The 19627-nt window shown below is 55.5% G+C and carries 16 protein-coding genes and 1 pseudogene; 15 read left to right on the top strand and 2 right to left on the bottom strand.

The features are described 5' to 3' along the window. Positions 1-273 precede the first annotated feature (273 nt). Positions 274-1158 carry a MurR/RpiR family transcriptional regulator gene (locus RGCCGE502_RS34065; protein ID WP_040676270.1) on the bottom strand — a complete coding sequence of 295 codons (885 nt, stop codon included), beginning with the start codon at positions 1156-1158 and terminating at the stop codon, positions 274-276. Positions 1159-1389: 231 nt separating this feature from the next. Between RGCCGE502_RS34065 and RGCCGE502_RS34060 the strand changes: the two genes are divergently transcribed. The 11 genes from RGCCGE502_RS34060 (at position 1390) to RGCCGE502_RS34010 (ending at position 14040) form a co-directional block, all read left to right on the top strand. Continuing rightward, on the top strand, positions 1390-2715 hold the full coding sequence (locus tag RGCCGE502_RS34060) for an aspartate aminotransferase family protein (RefSeq protein WP_016558791.1): 1326 nt from the start codon (positions 1390-1392) through the stop codon (positions 2713-2715). A gap of 10 nt (positions 2716-2725) precedes the next feature. Next, the gene (locus RGCCGE502_RS34055) at positions 2726-3268 is read left to right on the top strand and encodes a carboxymuconolactone decarboxylase family protein (protein WP_016558790.1); all 543 of its coding nucleotides are present in this window, start codon (positions 2726-2728) and stop codon (positions 3266-3268) included. 257 nt (positions 3269-3525) lie between these two features. Beyond that, positions 3526-4365 (top strand): transporter substrate-binding domain-containing protein, encoded by an 840-nt coding sequence (locus RGCCGE502_RS34050; RefSeq protein WP_016558789.1) that lies wholly within the window; start codon positions 3526-3528, stop codon positions 4363-4365. Positions 4366-4424: 59 nt separating this feature from the next. Continuing rightward, complete coding sequence (locus tag RGCCGE502_RS34045) at positions 4425-5399, top strand: amino acid ABC transporter permease (RefSeq protein WP_016558788.1); 975 nt, start codon at positions 4425-4427, stop codon at positions 5397-5399. A 122-nt stretch (positions 5400-5521) separates the two neighbouring features. Then, entirely contained in the window at positions 5522-6265 is a 744-nt protein-coding gene (locus tag RGCCGE502_RS34040; RefSeq protein WP_016558787.1) for an amino acid ABC transporter ATP-binding protein, read from the top strand. A gap of 48 nt (positions 6266-6313) precedes the next feature. After that, positions 6314-7954: a N,N-dimethylformamidase beta subunit family domain-containing protein gene (locus RGCCGE502_RS34035; protein WP_016558786.1), complete on the top strand. Its 1641-nt coding sequence runs from the start codon at positions 6314-6316 to the stop codon at positions 7952-7954. Positions 7955-8041: 87 nt separating this feature from the next. After that, positions 8042-9220 (top strand): M24 family metallopeptidase, encoded by a 1179-nt coding sequence (locus RGCCGE502_RS34030; protein ID WP_016558785.1) that lies wholly within the window; start codon positions 8042-8044, stop codon positions 9218-9220. 171 nt (positions 9221-9391) lie between these two features. Further along, on the top strand, positions 9392-9859 hold the full coding sequence (locus RGCCGE502_RS34025; protein ID WP_016558784.1) for an Lrp/AsnC family transcriptional regulator: 468 nt from the start codon (positions 9392-9394) through the stop codon (positions 9857-9859). A 180-nt stretch (positions 9860-10039) separates the two neighbouring features. Next, positions 10040-11002, top strand: coding sequence for a polysaccharide deacetylase family protein (locus RGCCGE502_RS34020; protein WP_016558783.1), 963 nt, complete (start codon positions 10040-10042; stop codon positions 11000-11002). Positions 11003-11121: 119 nt separating this feature from the next. Next, entirely contained in the window at positions 11122-12675 is a 1554-nt protein-coding gene (locus tag RGCCGE502_RS34015; RefSeq protein WP_141652473.1) for a gamma-glutamyltransferase, read from the top strand. A 129-nt stretch (positions 12676-12804) separates the two neighbouring features. Beyond that, positions 12805-14040 (top strand): M20/M25/M40 family metallo-hydrolase, encoded by a 1236-nt coding sequence (locus RGCCGE502_RS34010; RefSeq protein ID WP_016558781.1) that lies wholly within the window; start codon positions 12805-12807, stop codon positions 14038-14040. A 346-nt stretch (positions 14041-14386) separates the two neighbouring features. Here RGCCGE502_RS34010 and RGCCGE502_RS34005 read toward each other — a convergent pair whose 3' ends face one another. Then, positions 14387-15412: an NAD(P)-dependent oxidoreductase gene (locus tag RGCCGE502_RS34005; protein ID WP_016558780.1), complete on the bottom strand. Its 1026-nt coding sequence runs from the start codon at positions 15410-15412 to the stop codon at positions 14387-14389. A 537-nt stretch (positions 15413-15949) separates the two neighbouring features. On the opposite strand from RGCCGE502_RS34005, the gene RGCCGE502_RS34000 reads away from it, so the two are divergent. The 4 genes and pseudogenes from RGCCGE502_RS34000 (at position 15950) to RGCCGE502_RS33985 (ending at position 19485) form a co-directional block, all read left to right on the top strand. After that, positions 15950-17140 carry a M20 family metallopeptidase gene (locus RGCCGE502_RS34000; protein ID WP_016558779.1) on the top strand — a complete coding sequence of 397 codons (1191 nt, stop codon included), beginning with the start codon at positions 15950-15952 and terminating at the stop codon, positions 17138-17140. Positions 17141-17162: 22 nt separating this feature from the next. Next, complete coding sequence (locus RGCCGE502_RS33995; protein WP_016558778.1) at positions 17163-17459, top strand: pyridoxal-phosphate dependent enzyme; 297 nt, start codon at positions 17163-17165, stop codon at positions 17457-17459. Between the two features lie 93 nt (positions 17460-17552). Continuing rightward, positions 17553-18269 (top strand): aspartate/glutamate racemase family protein, encoded by a 717-nt coding sequence (locus RGCCGE502_RS33990; protein WP_040676267.1) that lies wholly within the window; start codon positions 17553-17555, stop codon positions 18267-18269. Positions 18270-18315: 46 nt separating this feature from the next. Beyond that, a pseudogene (locus RGCCGE502_RS33985) lies at positions 18316-19485 on the top strand (M24 family metallopeptidase). Positions 19486-19627: the final 142 nt, after the last annotated feature.

Here is a 19627-nt window from a genome sequence, read left to right as displayed (position 1 = left end):
TTGGAACTTCGAGTCGAGCGTGGTCGGCTAACCGCTTACCTTCGACTCAGCGCGTGTTTCGATCTCGTTCTTGCCAAGCTTCGGCTGGTCTCTGGCCATTGGAAGACACGTCTCATCTTCACGAGCCGTACATAAAATTGAATGCAGCACTCGTAGCTCTTCTCGAAGCAACAGACATTGCGGGCGCAGTTACTCAACTGGAAGCATATTTGTCCAAGTCGGAGCGGGCAGTGCTGGCGGCACTTTGCTGTCGAGGAGGCCGCTCGCCTCCCATCAGATCTTTCGCCGCGGAATGGACGTCGCATACGTGTTCATGGCGGAAAGATGTTTGTCGGCTCGCTTAAGTTCCTCCAAAGCTCCAGCACGGTCGTGACTTGCCAGTAGCCCACACAGAACCTCGGAAACCGCCAATGCGGGCGTCAATGTATGAAAGAACGTTTGACTTTCGGTTGGAAACAAGACGACGTGTTCAGCTATCGTAACCAAGGGGGAAACCTCGCTGTCGGTGATAGCCAAAATGGCTATCCCTTTTTCACGCGCGGCCTCGGCCAACTCCAAGGTCTGAAGGGAGTAGGGATTAATCGAGATGGCCAAAAGTACATCCTCGTGTGTCGCGCGAATGAGCGGATCGCCGCTTGTGCCAGCCGGGCCATCCAGATGAATTGTTTTTTCGCCTAGCAACGTCATAACATAATGAAAATGCCATGCGACTGAATGGCAAGAACGCAGTCCCAGCACATAGATCCGCCGGGCTTTCGTAAGGTGATCCGCCATGGTGTTGAGATGTCGAATAGTATCCGGCTCGCATAGTCTGCTGATCTGAGCTGACAGGCCCTGAAGCATTCGGAACGCCAAGCCCTCACCGTTGCCCGCCCCTTCGTCTTCTTGCAAAGCCCGGGCGGCAAAACCGTCCGTCCTTACCCGAATGACGTCGGCATGATGCCCTCTGAAATCTTCGTACCCCGTGAAACCGAGAAACTTCGCCAGTCGGGTCATTGTCGAAGGCTGAACCCCGGCATTGCGTGAGAGCTCGCGCATCGACACAAGCGCTACCTCTTGCGGATGCTCCAATACGTGTCGAGCAGCCTGTTGCAATTGCTCAGACATCTCGTCGAACCGCTCAATGATCCGAGCGTGCAATGGACCTTTTTGCAACATTTGCCTCACATACGCTGCCATAATTCATCCGGACCATCTATCTCAGGAATAACAAAGTCAAACAAATGAAGATCCGGAGCTGGAAAACTCCTCATATTTTTCGGCTCAAACGTGACGCGACAAATGCATCATGAAAAGCATCGGTAAAACAGTTGTTGCATTTTTTTCTTAAACCTGCAAATCAATATTAAGCGCGCCAGAGGGCGAGACCTGTGCAACCCTGAGATTATTATGACAAAAATCCTCCATCGAACGATCGGTACAACTTTTCCGAACGCGGTATCGGGCGACGGCGTTTTCATCACAGACGACGATGGCCGGAGCTATCTTGACGGTTCAGGGGGCGCGGCAGTCAGTTGTCTCGGGCACAATCATCCAGAAGTTCTGGACGCGATGAAGGTGCAGATGGGCCGCATCAGCTATGCTCATACCTCCTTCTTCACTACGGACGTCGCTGAGCGGCTGGCAGAGCAACTGGTTGAACTCGCGCCGGATGGTCTCGATTATGTCTACCTAGTTTCTGGCGGTTCAGAAGCTGTCGAGGCCGCTCTCAAAATGGCACGCCAATATTTTGTCGAAATCGGGCAGCCCCATCGGCGCCACATCATCGCACGTCGGCAGAGCTATCACGGCAATACAATCGGTGCTCTGGCAACCGGCGGCAACGCTTGGCGCCGTGCCCAATTTAAACCCATCCTGCCCGAAACACACCATGTCTCTCCCTGCTATGCCTACCGCGACCTGCGGGTGGGCGAAACGCACGAAGCATATGCCGAGCGCCTCGCAGCGGAGTTGGAAGATAAGGTCCTGGAACTCGGAGAGGACAAGGTCATGGCTTTTGTCGCCGAGCCGGTGGTGGGCGCCACGCTGGGCGCGGTGGGGCCGGTTGCCAACTATCTCAAACGGGTTCGGCAGGTGTGCGACAAGTATGGCATCTTGCTGATCCTCGACGAGGTAATGTGCGGAATGGGGCGTACCGGCACGATTTTCGCTATGGAGCAGGAAGGCGTTGTTGCGGATCTTGTAACGATTGCAAAGGGTCTGGGTGGCGGCTTTCAGCCGATCGGGGCTGTCTTGCTCTCCGAAAAAATCTATCGTGCGTTCGCGGACGGCTCGGGCCTTTTTCAACACGGTCATACCTATATCGGACATCCGATCGCGGCAGCCGCGGCCAGTAAAGTGGTTGAAATAATTAGCCGCCCCGAGATGATGGCAAACGTAGCCAAGATGGGTGATCGCCTGCAGGCCGGACTCGATGAGGCGCTTGGCCAATCACCGTATGTCGGTGACATCCGCGGCCGCGGTCTTTTCCGCGGCGTGGAGATCGTGGCCGACAAAGACACCAAGCAGCCTTTCGATTCAGCTCGCAAGATGCATTCTCGGATCAAGAAGGAGGCCATGCGCCGAGGCCTGTTGTGCTACCCGATGGGTGGCACCATCGACGGGGTGCATGGTGACCATGTGTTGCTGGCGCCACCCTATATCATTCGGCCCGAGCAGATTGATCTGATCGTCGATCGGCTTTCCGACGCAATCCGCGCCGCAGCAGCAGTCTGAGGTTCCCGGGATGACGACACCCTCGTGCCTGCCCATCGCAGATGACCAGTGGCCTGGGGACATCGCGGATATGAAAGCTGGCTTTGCCGGCGCACTCAACGTCTATCGCACCATGGCGCATCATCCCGCGCTCCTTAGAGCGTGGGCACCCCTGCGGCAGCATATCGTCAAAGACAGCGCATTGGGCGCAGACCGCTCGGAGCTCGTGATTCTGCGCGCGGCTCACCGTATGGGCTCAGCCTACGAGTGGATCCATCACGTGAGCCGCGCTCGTGCTCTTGGTATTTCCAATGCGCGAATACGGTCTATGGCGGGCACGCCGGATGGCGAAGACGGGCTGATTGCCCGCGCTGTCGACGCGCTCCTTGATGAGGCGCGTTTGCCTTTGCAAATGGAGCAAGCGATTGCTGCTGCGATGGGCCAGCAAGCCGTATTCGACCTGATGGCCACGGTCGGCTTTTATTCGGTCCTTGGTTACATAGTGATGACCTACGATACACCGATCGACCAAGATGTTGCCAATGAGATTGCGCAGCATCCGCTCTCGAAATGAATATCAACGACCGCGAAGCGGATCACATCGGAGAGATCATCCCGAGACGTCCGGCTTTCATTGGCGGTAAGATACATTTGTATCATTAGGAGAGTTGTAAAACATTTGTTGCAAATCTCATCATGTTGAGCTAGACGTATTTGTGGGACTCGAATTGCACGGTTAGGCTCGTGATCCGGTTCGGAATCCAGATCGTGCGGTGATGGAGTAACCCCCACACTTCATGATCAAAAAACTCAAACACAGGGGAACCAACTATGAAGAAGATCATAAAAACGATCGCAGCTGCCGCATCTCTCACGGTTGCGTCGGCCGCTTTCTCAGGCGCCGCATGGGCGGGCGAAGTGCTCGACCGCGTCCTCAGTTCAAAGACGTTGACGCTGGCGGTAGGTCCGGATTGGGGCCCCATCTCGCACTTGGACGAGAAGCACGAACTGGTAGGCTATGATGTCGATATCTCGAGGGAAATTGCGAAATTCCTCGGCGTCGAAGCCAAGTTCGTGACGCCAGGATGGGACATTATGACCGCCGGCAAGTGGCAGGGTCGCTGGGACATTGCCATGGGGCAAATGGTTCCGACCAAACCTCGAGCAGAAATCTTTGACTTTCCGGCTGTCTACATTTGGGGGCCGAACGTGGCCGTCGTCCATAAGAATAGCAAGGCGACCAAGCCCGCCGATCTCGAAGGCAAAGTAGTCGGCACCTCTGGCGGCACATCGGCGGACGCATACGCCAATCACAACCTTGTGCCGGCCTGGCAAGGTGCAAGCCCTGTCGAATATCAGTTCAAGCCGGGGCAGATTAAAGCGTACCAGAGCACTAACATCGCTTTCGATGATCTCCGCCTCGGAGACGGCGTTCGTCTTGATGGCGTCCTCACTGACGATACCCTCGCACGGGACGCGATCAAAGCCGGCTATCCCATGAAAATTCTTGAGCCGGCATTGTTCTCCGCTCCGGGGGCGATCGCCATCCTGAAAGGCGATAAGGAGTTCGACGACAAGATCGCCGCGGCCATCAAGGAATTGAAGGACAACGGTACACTCTCCAAGCTCTCGATCAAGTGGTACGGCGTGGATTACACCAACGCACAATAACGTCGAGAAGTTTGCGCGGCCCGGGTCGCCCCGGGCCGCTATGTCGTAGAGGATTTCCCATGCTTTATCAGGATACAGTTGAAGCCGAGGTGCTTGTACACAAGCCCTGGTTTGTTGCCTCGGTCTTCGCGATCGTGCTCGCGTTCTTTCTTATGTTCAATTTGGGCGGCACAACCTTTGGCGAGCTTATGCGGCCCGTCATCGGCGATCCGTCGCAAAGCGTAATTTACGGGCGGTTCGCGATCGCCTTTGTCATTGCCCTCGTGTTCTGCATCAATATTGTGGCGATCGGATTTGCTTCACTAAAGGTGCAAATCGGGATCGTGTGGCTGGAACTGTTGCTCCTGTTCCTCGCTTTTTTCCACTCATTCAACCTGAGCATGCCCTTCATTTGGGAGAACGTGCCGTTCCTGATCACACAAGGGGTGCTAACGACGATCTACGTGTCGGCGGTTTCGCTGTTTTTCGCGTCGATCATCGCGATAATAGCGGCAGTCGCGAAACTTTCGAGCAACGGCTTCGCTTACGCCATCGCGAGCTTCTACACTTCCTTTTTCCGCGGTCTGCCGCTCCTGATGCAAATTTATCTGATCTATCTCGGATTACCGCAGATGGGCATTATCCTCAATGCCGTCCCCTCCGGCATCTTGGCGCTTTCACTTTGCGTTGGCGCCTATATGACCGAGATTTTCCGCGCAGGTATTCAGAGCATCGACCGTGGTCAGTGGGAGGCTTCCCGTTCTATGGGGTTTGGCTTCGGCCTCACCATGCGCAGAATCATTTTACCGCAGGCGCTACCCGTCATCATCCCGCCGATGGGCAACACCTTCATTGCCATGCTCAAGGATAGTTCGCTCGTCTCCGTCTTGGGCGTCTGGGAGCTTACCTACCTGGCCCGCACGATCGGCCAACCCACCTTCCATCATATGGAAATGCTGATAGCCGCTGCGCTGATCTACTGGATCATGTCTGCTTGCCTCGAGGTGTTGCAGTCGCGGCTTGAGCGCCACTATGCAAGGAGTAAAATCCGATGACCGTCAGAAACCTCAACCGCTTTGAGGGCCAGGGTGCTGGAAGTCCTTCGCAGGCGACAACCGCTTTGGGGCTTGCAGAGCCGCTTTCATCCTACGAGTCATCCAATCAGAGGCAGGCACCAATGAGTGCGGATAAAATCATTGAAGCGAAAAACGTCTCTAAATGGTATGGCGCATTCCAAGTTCTGAAAGATATCAACCTCACGGTCGGAAAGGGAGAACGGATTGTCATCTGTGGCCCGTCCGGATCGGGCAAATCTACCCTAATTCGCTGCTTCAACAGACTTGAGGCGCATCAAGAAGGTGAGATCTCCGTTAACGGGATTACTTTGCACAACAAGATGCGCAACGTTACGGAAGTTCGCAAGAACGTCGGCATGGTGTTCCAACACTTCAACCTCTTTCCGCATATGACCGTCCTAATGAATTGCATGGCCGGGCCGATATGGATTAAGGGCGTGCCGGAAGCCGAGGCCAAGAAGACTGCGCTGAAGTTCCTGGAACGAGTGAGAATTCCAGAACAAGCGAACAAGTATCCTGTTCAACTGTCCGGCGGACAGCAGCAACGCGTCGCTATCGCGCGCTCACTCTGCATGGAACCTGCAGTGATGTTATTCGACGAGCCAACGTCGGCGCTCGATCCTGAAATGGTGTCTGAAGTTCTCGAAACAATGACGAGTCTGGCACGTGACGGTATGACGATGGTCTGCGTGACACACGAGATGGGATTCGCGCGCGCCGTTGCTGACCGGGTCATTTTCATGGATGCGGGACGTATTGTTGAAGAGGGCTCCCCAGCCGAGTTCTTCACCAATCCTCAACATGACAGGACCAAGCTCTTTCTTAGCCAGATCCTGAAGCACTAACGAAAATCGCCGCAAGTTCTCCGAGACTCCAAAATTGGACATAACGTTATGATGACACTGCCGAGTCACTTTCCGGATTATGGCTTAACGCCGGAGCAGAGACTGTTTGCCGAGCGCAACCATTTCTATGAGTGGCCCGGAATGGACGGCCCGCGTGGCGAGATCTGGTGCTACAGCGATAAGATTTCTTATCGCTCAGGCGAAATCGTACGGCTCCAAGTCAGTTCGACTGCATCGCGCTTTGACATTGAAGTCGTCCGAGACGGAGCTCAGGCGGTCAAAGTCTTCGAACAGGGCGGCATCGCCGTGCGCTGGCAGGAATCTCCCGAACAATGTTCCGTCGAAGGCTGCGGTTGGCAGACGGTTTTTGAGTTCAAAATCCCAGAGGAATGGTCTTCTGGTGGTTACCGCCTGAAGCTGACGGCTGCCGGGCGAGATGGCCAACCAGTTCAATGTCACCATTTGGTTGTCGTTCTCCCCAAAGCCGGCCGGAAGCGAAATCGCGTTTTGCATGTTGCTGCCACGGGAACGTGGCTCGCCTACAATACTTGGGGCGGGTCAAACCATTATGATGGGATCGCTGGCCCCAACAGAAATCAGTGGTCTCCCATCGTGTCTACCCAGCGCCCATGGGCGCGAGGCTTTATTGTTCTGCCACCAGACGCTCCGCGTGTTCCGCTGGAGATGATGATGCCGCCAAAGGCGGTGCCGCGTTTTCCGCACAAGGAATGGGCATATGCAACCGGCCATTCGAGAAAATTCGGGTCTGCAGGTTGGGCGACCTATGACAGCCACTTTTTTCGCTTCGCCGAGCGCGCCGGGTGCGAAGTGGACCTCGTCACACAGCATGAACTGCATTACTCGCCCGAAGTTCTCTTCGACTACGACTGCATCGTGTTCGTTGGCCATGACGAATATTGGACATGGGAAATGCGTGATGCAGTCGACAGCTACGTCAATAGTGGCGGCCGTGTTGCTCGCTTCGCGGGCAATTTCAGTTGGCAGACCAGGTTGGAAGACCAGGGCCGACTGCAGATCTGCTACAAAGATCGCGCGCGCGCCGAAGACCCGGTTTATTTGAGCAGTGATCCAAGCCGGACGACCAACCTATGGGAGGCGCCAGAGGTCGGTCGTCCGGGCGCGAGCACCTTTGGGCTCAATGCGTCCTGCGGGATCTATGCCGGCTGGATGGGCTGCGTTCCACGCGGTGCGCGTGGTTTTCCAATTTATCGGCCGGAGCACTGGGCCTTTGCCGAAACCGGCCTCTTCTACGGAGACATTCTAGGCGCGGAGAGCCACATCTTCGGCTACGAGGTAGATGGATTGGACTACGAAATTCGCAATGGCTTACCCTATCCGTCGGCCACGAGCGGCGCCCCAGATGGGCTGGAAATCCTTGCGGTGGGTCTGGCCAGCCAGGTCGAGTGGAGCAACGATCTCGCTCCCGAGCAACTTCCAATGGGAGATGGAGAAGCGCGCGCTTCTGCGGAGGCTCTGTTCGGAGACGCGAGCGAGGCTAACCTGGAAAAACTCAAACGCGGAAGCGGAATGATTGCGAACTTCAAGAGCGGGAAGGGAGAGGTGTTCCATGCCGGAAGTTGTGAATGGGTGGCTGGTCTCTTGAGGAACGATCCGATGGTGGAACAGGTGACGCGCAATGTGCTCACTCGGTATCTGTTTCGCTCCTGATAGTTCGCTCCGCCGACCACTTACCCATTTTAAACGCGCGCAGAAGCAAGGCCTCCGCCCCTCAAGGGAGCGCCTTAGGGAGACAACATGATAAAAGAAATTCATTTTGAACTCAGCGAGTTCCAAACTCGTCTTGCCGCCGTCAAAAAGCAGATGGTGCGGAGGGGGATAGATATCCTGCTCCTCTCGGAACCACCGAACCAGAACTATCTTACCGGCTACAACGCGTATTCCTTTTACACGCCTCAAATGGTGATTGTTGCACAAGATCACGCAGAGCCGATTTGGATTGGCCGCTTCATGGACCGCGTCTCGGCGTCCATGACTACCTATCTGTCCGAGGACAACATTCGAGCTTATCCGGACACCTACGTTCAGTCGGCAACCCTGTCCGCCTATGATTTTATGGCCGGTATCGTGAAGGAACTCGGCGGCGAGAGGGCGCGGATCGGCGTCGAAATGGGAGGCTACTACTATCCAGCGCGCGGCCATGCCGATCTGACGCGCGCATTGCCCAATGCCGAGTTCATCGACGCCGACCTCCTCGTTGGATGGATCCGCCTCGTCAAAAGCCCGGCCGAAGTTGCTATCATGCGTCAGGCTGGCCAACTTGCAGATGCCGCCATGAAGCGGGCGATCGACATGGTGCAAGCCAGCGTCCGCGAGTGTGATGTAGCTGCTGCGATCTACCATCAGCAGATTTCGGGCACGCCTGAATTCGGCGGCGATTATCCTTGCTGCCCTCCCGACCTTTGCATTGGCGAGCGCTCGATCGCGCCGCACGCCGCCTGGACGGACGATCCCCTGCCGGAGTCAACTGTTGTCAACCTGGAACTGAACGGATGCCGGCACCGCTACCAGGTCAACTTGGCGCGGACGATCGTTGTCGGCCAGCCGTCTCCCGCGTTCGTGAATCTGTCGGAAATTGCGGTCGAGGCCCTGAATGCCGGCCTCGAAGCCGTTCGGCCCGGTCGCACCTGCTCGGAGGTCGACGGTGACTTCCGCAAGGCGCTTGCTCGCCACGGAATTGAGAAAGAATCCCGTATTGGCTATCCGACCGGCATCGGGTTCCCCCCGGCATCCGGGGAACGCACTGCGAGCATTCGCAAGGGCGATGAAACGGTGCTCAAGCCCGGCATGGTATTCCACATGATGCCAGGCCTGTGGCTCGACAATGTCGGCATTACCATAACGCAGAGCTTTGCGGTCTCCGACACCGGTTATGAACCTCTGACGAAGACCCCGCGCAAACTTTTCGTCAAATAGAGGCGCGATGTCGTGCACCATCCTTTGACGCTGCCGCGTATTGACGACCGAAGAGTGAGGGCGGGATCAGATCGTGGCGCCGGCCTCAATGCGGAACGAGAGAGAGTCGTTTTGACCTTGCGTCGGCCTTTCGAGCGGTTTCAGGATGTGTCGGCGTTGGAGGAGTAGTCCATGGTCGAACTCGATCGGGCAGACATCGCCCTTCTCCGGGCTATGCAAAAAAACAATCGCTTAACCTCTGAGGAACTCGCGGGAGTGGTTCATCTTTCTCCGACCGCATGTCAGCGGCGTTTGAGGCGACTACGCTCTGAGGGGGTCATTGAGGGTGACGTTTCGATCGTCTCGCCTAAGGCGGTCGGCCGACATGTCACAATGATTGTCATGGTATCCCTCGAACGAGAAAGAGCAGACATTGTCGACCGGTTTAAGGCCGCCATACGGAACACACGGGAGGTAATGATGGGCTTTTATGTAACCGGAGATGCCGACTTCATGCTGGTGGTGACTGCGAGAGACATGGAAGACTATGAGCAATTCACTCGGCGCTTCTTCTATGAGAACCACGACATTAAAGGATTCAAGACGATGGTGGTTATGGATCGCTTGAAGGCGAGCTTCGCCATTCCCATCGAAGCATAATGCTGCGGCTGTGCACCAGATGCAGTTCTGATGGAAGCCAATGAAGTATCTAGCTGTCACCGGATGAGCCATCGAGGTCTTGGAGACTATGCTGCGAAATGAGGAAAGAAGCCTGGTCCGGCATCTTCATCGGACCGCAGCTGGGAGCGACCCAACGATTGAGCAGCAGTATTCTCATCGATGACGGTGACCGCATTGGCTTTGAAAATACGCGAAGAGGAACGAGTCTTAATGATCGATAATCCTCTCCCCTGGCCAAATGGCGCCCGATGCGCCGTGGCGTTCACGTTTGATATTGATACAGACAGTTTCTTACACCTTTTATTCGGTGAGAAGATGCCTGACATGGTGGCAGCCACCTCCTGGGCGCGTTACGATGAAATCGCCTTGCCGCGGCTCCTGCGAATATACCGCGACTTCGGCCTGAAGCAGACGTTTTTCTACCCTGCATGGTGCATGGAACGATATCCTCATTTGGTTGACGCAATACTTAAGGACGGCCACGAGATAGCCCATCACGGCTATTTACATGAGAGCATGAGACACATGCCCGATCGGGAATCGGAAGTTGAATGGATCGTCCGTGGCGTCGACGTGATAGAGAAGATGACGGGAAAGAAACCTCGCGGTTTCCGAGCGCCTAATTATCACTTCTCTCGTCACTCCGCGTCAATATTGGCGCAGCTAGATTTCCGATACGACTCTTCCTTAATGGATGACGATTTGCCTAGCCTTTATCAAACCTCCCATGGTGAGCTTTTGGGACTTCCATCGAGCGGGGCTTTGGACGATTGGGCGCAGTACGTGAACAACTCGGAAATCGGATCGGTCCGCTCCATACGGTCACCGCAGGAGGCCTCGAAAACGTTCATGGCCGATTTTGAGGCTGCCTACAGATACGGGGGAATGTGGATAGCCGTATGGCACCCTTGGGTTTCCGCCCGGCCGGCGCGCGCCGAAGCCATGTGCAGAATGATCGAGGAAATGCAAATACGTGGTGACGTTTGGATCACCACCATGGAGGCCATCGCGGACCACGTTCATGGACTGATTGCTCGCGAGGAATGGGCTCCCCGAAGGACCAAACTTCCCTACTACGAAGAGCCATTATCGGTTGGTGAGATGCCGCCGCAAGTCGGCTGATCTTGCGTCAGTGGCGCTGATGCCGAGACGCGTTTCTGCTGCTCGCTACTCTCTAACATTCTGAGAGTTGAACGAGGCAACGGTGCAGATTTGGAGGAACTACGCAGGTGGAGGATCTGTTGGAACAGTCAAAGAGCGCAATTTTCACGGCGCGTCGCGACGACGACTGGAAAGACTTTGGAATTTCGACAAACCACCCAATTGCTACGGCGGGGGCGAATGCCGTACGCCTACAAGGGGGGAACGTGTTCGACATGTACCTTGCAGCACTGGCGTGCGCTTGGGTAACAGACCCGGCGAACTGCAGCCCATTTGGTCGAATGCAAGGCATTTACTCCATCGCCGGGACGGCGGGCTGCGTTGGGGCAGCTACTCGCATCCGCTCGGATGTAAGCTCCACGATCCCGATCCCCGGCAACATCTCCGCTTGGTTTTGGTTCCGACAAAGCGGCCGACTGAAATTGTCTTTCCACGACTTGCTTGCGCCTGCAATCGCCGTGGCACAAGACGGATTCACACCTTCTCCGGCTTTGGCGACAGCCGTTAATAGATCAGCACCAGACTTGAGCCACGATCTCCGGTCGATATATATCGATGACACCGGGCGTATCCGCGCACTTGTCCGCAACCCGGCACTCTCCCGGCTACTTCGAAATCTTGCGGACTCAACCGATGAGGATCAATTCTGGCAGATCATGCGCAGCGGCGACGCAGGTCCTTGGCGAGTGGGAGAGAGCCTCAGGAATCCGATCCAGGAGGTACCGCTTCGAACCCTTAATATTGCTGGATCGAGCGGGGAAGCCGATCGAGTATCGACTACCGGCAACTTGGAGACCTGGGGCACCTGGACGCTTCTCGGTGTTGCAATAGGAGCCGAGCTTCGCAAGTTAGAAGTGCTCGCCGACTTTGCACAGGCGATGGAGGCGTACGTCCTTTCGACAATATTACTGTTCGACCGAATTCCGTTCGTTGTCGGGAGTCTTCAACCCAAAGTAATGTCGCCTTCCATTGAAATCGACATCGAGCTGGAGGCTCGCGTGATAGCCGAGCGTGTTGTACGCCTTATGAATGGATCAGTTGATGCTCTATGGGTGGAACTCGATAAGACCTATTTCGGAGATCCAAGCATTCAAACTGATGACAGTAATACGAATGTCTTTGCGGTCGCATGTGGCGAGGACATTATGTCGTTCACAACATCGATTGGGCCTTGGTTCGGCTCGAAGCAATCATGGTGGGGAGCCGCCCTCGGCTATAGCTATGCGATGGAATCGCGTGCGTTATTTGAAGGACAAACCCACGATGTGACCGAGATGTCACCGCTGATTCTGGAAACACCTGGACGCGCACGCCTAGCGATTGGCGCTGCGGGTAGCGAGCGAATCCTCGGGGCGCTCACCTATCTCCTTTTTCTAAAGTTTGGGCTTCGCGTCTGCCACGACATGGCACGACTCGTGACGCTACCAAGACTATTCCCCAAGGATGGTACCATACGCGTTCATCGGGACTTCTGCCACACAGCGCGAGACCACCTTGAGAAACGCGGATTCAAGCTTGCGCTGGCAGACTATGATCTCGAGCGCCACCTCGGAATTGTCAATCTCGTTGAGCGGCCCAGCACCGGCCGGTATAGGAGCGCAACCGATCCCTCCGGCGATGGCTGGGCACTTTAGTGATCGCACTCGCGTCGAGAAATTGGCCTCCCAGATGCAAACTATGTTTCACGGGTGGGAAATGTCGACGACAGGGTCTTAACTTGAGACAAGAACCTAACATTATTTGCAGTAGGAGGAGAAGAAGCGTTGGGTGAGAAGGAACAATTGCTCGCAGCTATAGAAAGAGATCGTGAAGAGATCGTAGAATTTCTTCGAGGTTTTATTCGCGTAAAGAGTCCAAATCCACCTGGTAATACCCAAGCGGCAGCACGTTACGTCTGCGCGTTTCTGGAGGCTGAAGGGCTTGAATACCAGGTGGTTGCGCCGAAAGAGGAGTATCCCAATATTGTCGCCAGTTTTTCTCCGGCGCAACCTCTACGTCACCTTGTGCTTAACGGCCACGTTGACGTCTTTCCCGTCGATCCAGTGGGTTGGACTAAAGATCCCTGGGGTGGGGAGATGGTTGATGGGAAGATCTTCGGTCGCGGCGCTTGCGACATGAAGGCGGGCACTGCCGCCTCGATCTTCACATATCGCTATATGCATCGAATTCGCGACAAGCTTAATGGGCGATTGACGCTGACCTGTGTGTCTGACGAGGAAACGCTTGGACCTTGGGGTTCTCGATATCTCGTAGACAATTGTCCGGTCGTTCTCGGGGACTGCATGCTTAGTGGGGAACCGAGCGGCAGGAATGCCATTCGCTTCGGGGAAAAGGGGTTACTGTGGGTAACCTTCGAAGTGAGGAGGCCGGGCGCACATGGCTCCTACACGCACAAATCAGAAAGTGCGATCAAGGTGGCAAGTCGTGTCATCGCAGATCTCGAGGCTTTAGCTGAGATACCGGCGTCCCCGCCGCGCGAGGTCGAAGAAGCAATCATAAAGGGGGAACCTTTCGTCGAGCAGATATGGGGTAAAGGCGCTGCAGACATTGTACCCAAGGTCACCGTGAATATAGGCGTAATAGCCGGCGGCCTCAAAAACAATATGATACCATCTCATTGCAAATTCGAAGTTGATATTCGCATTCCACCAGGCGTTGACAAAGGTACTATAATAAGAGAACTCGAGCGCATCGCTGGTCGTTACTCGCAAGTAACGTTTGTGGAGGACCACTTTACAGCGCCGGCCTATTGCGATCCCAATGGCGAGTTGTCCGAATTGGTGAGGCGCAATGCCAATCAATTGACCAACGTCGAGCCGGCACCGATTGTCAGTCTGGCCGGAACAGACGCACGGCTTTGGCGATACCGCGGTGTCCCCGCGTACATCTACGGGCCACCGCCCGTCGGCATAGCTTCCCACGATGAAAACGTGTCGGTTGACGACTACCTGCATGTGGTGCGGACGCACGTCCTATCGGCATATGACTATTTGTCTTGACACCTGAGCAAGGTTGATGGGCCGGAACCTCGAAGACCTCGAAATGCGATCCGAAGTCCCACTTTCCCGGAATGCAGAATTCCAACGGTTTGAGGGAAATTCGAGCCGTTTCGGGCGCCGAAGCGGAAGTTGCCGTTAAAGCTCACGACAAACCGGTTCTGCATAGGCCTGCCGGGGAGATGTAGTGCCACTCGACGCGGCCTCCTGGCACCATTTAAGAAGCTTCGGCGCGGCAGCGACAGCCACAACCAGCGCCAAAGGTGCGTATCGCGATGGCAGAAACTTACCACACTTTCTTTTATCGAGGCCACCCGATTTTTCGGATGGCTTCACGGATCGAGCTACTTTAATAGCCTAGCTTTAAATCGACCTCACGAGTGATTGGATTGCCGGCTACGAAATCCGCGACACTTTGGGATCCCCATCGGATATCCCGCTCCAGGACGTCGTCTGCATTTGCAGCTTGGTCGTAGGAACACACGACATTGGGAAGTTTGTGCACCTCAAGCCGAGGCAGGAAACTCACGGGGAAGCTTCGACCAAACTCGTAGCGATTCCATGTGTCCGCACCGTAGCCCCTTAAATGACCAGATGTGAGCGCTTGGTGAAGAGCCTGCTCTTGAATGAGGCTACCGCGCGAAACATTGACGAGAAATGCGCCCGGCTTCATCGCGGCAAATTCGGCTTCGCCAAAGAATTGACTTGTCTCACTAGTGTTGGGAGTCGCCAGAACGACGTAGTCACTCCTTCCAAGAACGGAGTGCAGTTGGTCCGCGCCATACATTTCGTCGACGTGCTCTGCAGGGCGGTCTCTGTTGCGGCGTACGCCCAGAACGCGCATATCAAACCCCTTCGCCTGCTTGGCGACATAGCTTCCGATGCTGCCGACACCAACAATGCCGATGGTCCGACCGTGGAGCATTGCTGACCGGTACTCATCAGCGAAAAGAGGAAAGAGCCGCCGACCTTCCAGGGTTACTTGGTGTTTGAACAGCGTCTTCTTTGCCAACGACAAGATGAACATCATCGCTTGCTCGGCAACCGCAATAGCGTTAGCGCCTCGGATATTTGCGAGCTTGATATCGTTAGCTCGAAAATGTGACAGAGCTCCGATATGATCGAGGTCGTCGCAGCCTGAGTGGAGCCAGCAGAAGAACTTAAGGTTCTTTGCGATTTCAAGAATGCCCTTTGGAAGGGCAAAGCCGATAAATGCGTCTGCGTCTACCGCATGCGGCGCGAGATCGGCAAAACTGGCCTCAAAACGGGAGAAGTATTCCCCTTTCGGAGCTATAACCTCGGTCCCCTGGGGCAGCGCACTCTTGATATTTCTCAGTTCGTTATCCGTAGCATGCCACAGGCACAAAACCTTCATGACGGTAATCTCCTCCTTGATTTCGCTTGCTAACGCCGACTTAAGTCGGGTTGGAAGCCTCGTTAGTTTAGGCGTTCCCGGCTGGCTATCGCTTCAAAACTCACTCCTGTTCACATCATTTCTGCGAAACACAGCCCGGACGCGGGATTGCGCCGCCACCTAAGCAATACGATGCAAATGAGTCAAGTGAACTCAGATGAGACGAATGTTGCAAAGTTCCACACAACGGATTAGTGTCGGTCTTGGAGATAGCGCTTCGGCAGGCGCGAAACGCGTGGTTATTCGGGATGTGCACCGCCCAACGTTCGTGGCGATCGGACAGAACCATCTCCTTTCTCTTTCGAAGAGCAGCGGGAGGTCGCTCAAGGGAAGGCCGATCGGAAATGGTAAGCAGAAATGATGCAGATGTGAGGAGGGTCAACTGATCCGCCTTCGCAGGAACCCTGCATGGTGAGTGGAGATATCAACAAATTTCGGCGTAAATAAACAGCTAGCGTCGGCACCTGATAACGGTGGCAGGCGGGTTTGGGATCAAAAATGAACGCAAGTACCAACAACTTACTTTCCGATGCGGAGCGGCAAGCCGTGGTTGCGATGCGGCATGCCATGCATCGAGAGCCTGAACTGTCCAACAACGAGTGGAAAACTCAAAAGCGGATTATTGAGGCGCTTTCCCAATTCGGGCTGACGTCCGCACAAACCTTTCACAAGACAGGGGTCTACGTAGATATACAGGGCATGGCCCCTGGGGCTAACCGTTCGATCGCTTTGCGTGGCGATATTGATGCTCTTCCTATACGTGAGGCCCGCGAGGATCTGCCGTACAGGTCGCAAGTGCCAGGGGTTATGCATGCGTGCGGTCATGACATGCACGGCTCGATCGCCTTAGGAACGGCACTTGCGTTTCATCGCATGCGTGAAAACTTCTCAGGGAGGCTGCGGATCTTCTTCCAGCCAGCCGAAGAAGCAGAGCCGCTTGGCGGCAGGACGGTTGTCGATGAAAAGTTGCTTGATGGATTTGACGCAGCGGTCGGATTTCATGTTCGCACGGACATTCCTGTTGGCTCATACGGCGCTCGCGCGGGTGCTGTAACGAAATCGGCAGACCAATTCTCGCTGGAATTCACTGGGACCATGGCACACGGTGCCAAACCTCATCTGGGCGTCGATGCAATCGCCATCGCGGGAGCCTTTATCAATGAAGTGCAGAAGGTCGTGTCCCGGGAAATGCCGGTCGATGATGGCGCCATCGTCACGATTGGGACCATTCGCGGGGGTGAAGCGACGAACATCATCTGCCCCTCGGTCACGATGACAGGCACGATCCGGACAAGCAGTCCTGAGAGAAGGAAGCTGTTGGTCCAGCGCGTTGGCGAAATAGCTGAAGGAGTCGCTGCGATGCACCGGGGGCGGGCGGAGTTCAGCTCGCATGCAGGCGAGCCTCCTGTGGTCAACAACAGCGCAATGGTGGCGCTGTTTAAGCAGGTCGTCGTGCAGACGGACGGTGAGGACCGCTATGTCGAAGGCTCGGCGAGCTCTGGTAGCGACGATTTCGGTTTTTATTCCAGTTGTTTGCCTTCCATCTATTTTTGGTTCGGGAGTAAGGAGCCGGGAAACGAGTCCGGCGTCCACACGCCGACCTTCGGTGTCTCTGACAATACGCTGATCCCGACAACGGAACTGGCTATCCGCTACTGTTGGGAGCTATTCCAAGCGCGTAATCATTGATCTAGCGCAAGGGGTGACCGGAATGATCGATCTCAACGATATCGAAGATACCCGAAAGCGCATCAAAGCCCATATTCTGACCACCCCGCTCACGCACTCGTCTTCGTTGTCGAGTATCTCCCGCGTCGCCGTTTATCTGAAGCTGGAGCACCCTCAGACCACGGGCAGTTTCAAGCTCTGCGGCGCCTTCAATGCAATTCTCCTGCCGTCTCAGCAAGAGCGCCCGCGGGGTGCTGTCGCAGCCTCGATTGGCAACCACGGACGCGCTCTTTCGTTTTGGCGAAGGCTTTGCGGCAAGATCTTTGCCACTGCGATGTGAAGGAACGCCCGCATCGTTTTTCGACAATGCCAAACGCAATTTCGAATTCTTATCAGAACGGCAAAGGCCACTTAACAAATGGAGCTTCATTTCATGTCGTCGCAAAGCAGCCTCACACTCGGAATCTTGGAACTCGATGAGGGCATTTCGACCGACAGCCCAGCATGCGCGCCGCGCGAAGGGTCCCTCATGCACCCGGCGACCTTCAACCGGCCTGTGATCACCGAGATGGTTGAGGGCGCTATGGCGGACGTGATCATTCGCGGTGAAGCGTCGCTCGAACGCGCCTGTATCGAAGCTGCTGAGCGGCTGATCGCCCGCGGCGCGGGCGTGATTGCCGCTGACTGCGGTTTTTTCATCCGTCACCAGCGGGCGATTTCCGCGGCAGTTAATGTGCCGGTCGTGACCTCAAGCCTGATCCTTATTCCGACTCTGCTGCGGCAGCTTGCACCGGGGAAAAAACTTGCGGTTTTGACCGCGGACTCTCGACATTGCAGTGAAGACCTCTTGGGCATCGAAAATCCTGCGGATCGGAAGCGCGTCGTCGTCGGAGGGATCGAACGTGGCGTTTACGTACGCAATGCTTTGGCCCGCCCGTTCATCCGAACCGACGTTGATCAGATTGAGCGGGAGGTCGACGAGCGCGTCGCGCAACTTCGTGCTGAGCATCCCGATATCGCAATGATACTCTTCGAATGCACAGGCTTTCCCATCGTTGCCGACGCTCTTCGATCAAAAACGGGATTGCCCATTTACGACATTATTGACCTCTGCAGGCTGACCCTCGCCTCGGTTTCCAATCGCGTTTGACGATATCTTTTCGAAAGTTATGGGAGCATCCGACGTGAACGACCAAATGTTGCGGTTCGAGTTGTCCGAATACAAAATGCGTCTCGAAAAGGCGCGCGGGGCAATGGAGCACGCCGGCATCGACCTATTGGTCGTAACCGATCCTGCCAACATGGGCTGGCTAACGGGCTACGATGGCTGCTCGTATTACGTGCCCCAATGCGTTGTGGTCACGAAGGACAAGGATCCACTCTGGTTCGGTCGGCGCATGGACGCCAATGGTTGCCGCAGGACGGCCTATATCGGCGAAGATCGCATCAAGTGGTATGGAGACGAATATGTTCAGTCAGACACGCTGCACGCAATGTCGGCCCTCGCCCAGATCATTGTGGACGAGGGCCATGGCTCGGCAACGATCGGCGTCGAAAAGGATAGTGCATGCCTCTCAGCCCGATCATTCGAAGTGCTTTCAGGGTCGCTTCCTAATGCGAGGTTCAAAAATGCCGACAGGCTGGTCAACTGGCAGCGGCTGGTAAAGTCCCCAAGAGAAATCGAGTACATGCGCGGCGCTGGGAAGATCGTCGAAGCGATGTATCAGCGTGTCGGCGAAGTGCTGCGACCTGGAATAAAGCAATCTGACGTGATTGCCGAACTCACATATGTCGGCACCCGCGGCGTCGATGTCTATTGGGGAGATTATCCGGCCTGCGTCCCGAACCTTGGCGCCGGGGCAGATGCGTCAGCCCCGCATCTGACTTGGACGGACCGGTCTATACGCGCCAACGAGAGCATTTTCTTCGAGCTTGCCGGCGTTCACAAGCGCTACCACTGCCCGTTGTCACGGACTTATTACCTCGGCAAGCCGAGCCAGCAGATACTCGACGCGGAGAAAGCCGTCCTTGATGGTATGCAGGCGGGGCTCGAAAAGGCGATGGCTGGTAACCTCTGCGAGGATATCGCCAAAGCCTATTCCGGAATGTTGGCGCGATACGGCTTTGAGAAGACAAGTCGCTCAGGCTACCCGATTGGGATGGGTTATCCGCCAGCATGGGGAGAGAACTCGGCGAGCTTCCGGGAGGGCGACAAGACTGAGCTCCGCGCATGAATGACGTTCCATTTCATGTCCGGACTTTGGTACGGAGATTGGGGCATCGAAATTACCGAAAGCATCGTGATCACCAATGGGCAAGTGGAATTTCTGTCCAGCGTTCCCAGGAAACTGCTAGTCATCGACTGACGGCCGCAGACTGCGAAATCCCATTTCTCATCTGTGAATGTATTGGCGGAGAATGCAATCCGATTTCACTAATGCAAGCGGGGTTCAGACAGTCCGATCCCCATGTTGTCTTTTCCACTTATGTCCCGGCAACCGCACCTGC

It is taken from the genome of Rhizobium grahamii CCGE 502, assembly GCF_000298315.2.
GTDB classification, from domain to species: Bacteria; Pseudomonadota; Alphaproteobacteria; order Rhizobiales; family Rhizobiaceae; genus Rhizobium; species Rhizobium grahamii.
Note: the sequence above shows the minus strand (reverse complement) of the source record. Positions and strands in the feature narration are given on the sequence as shown.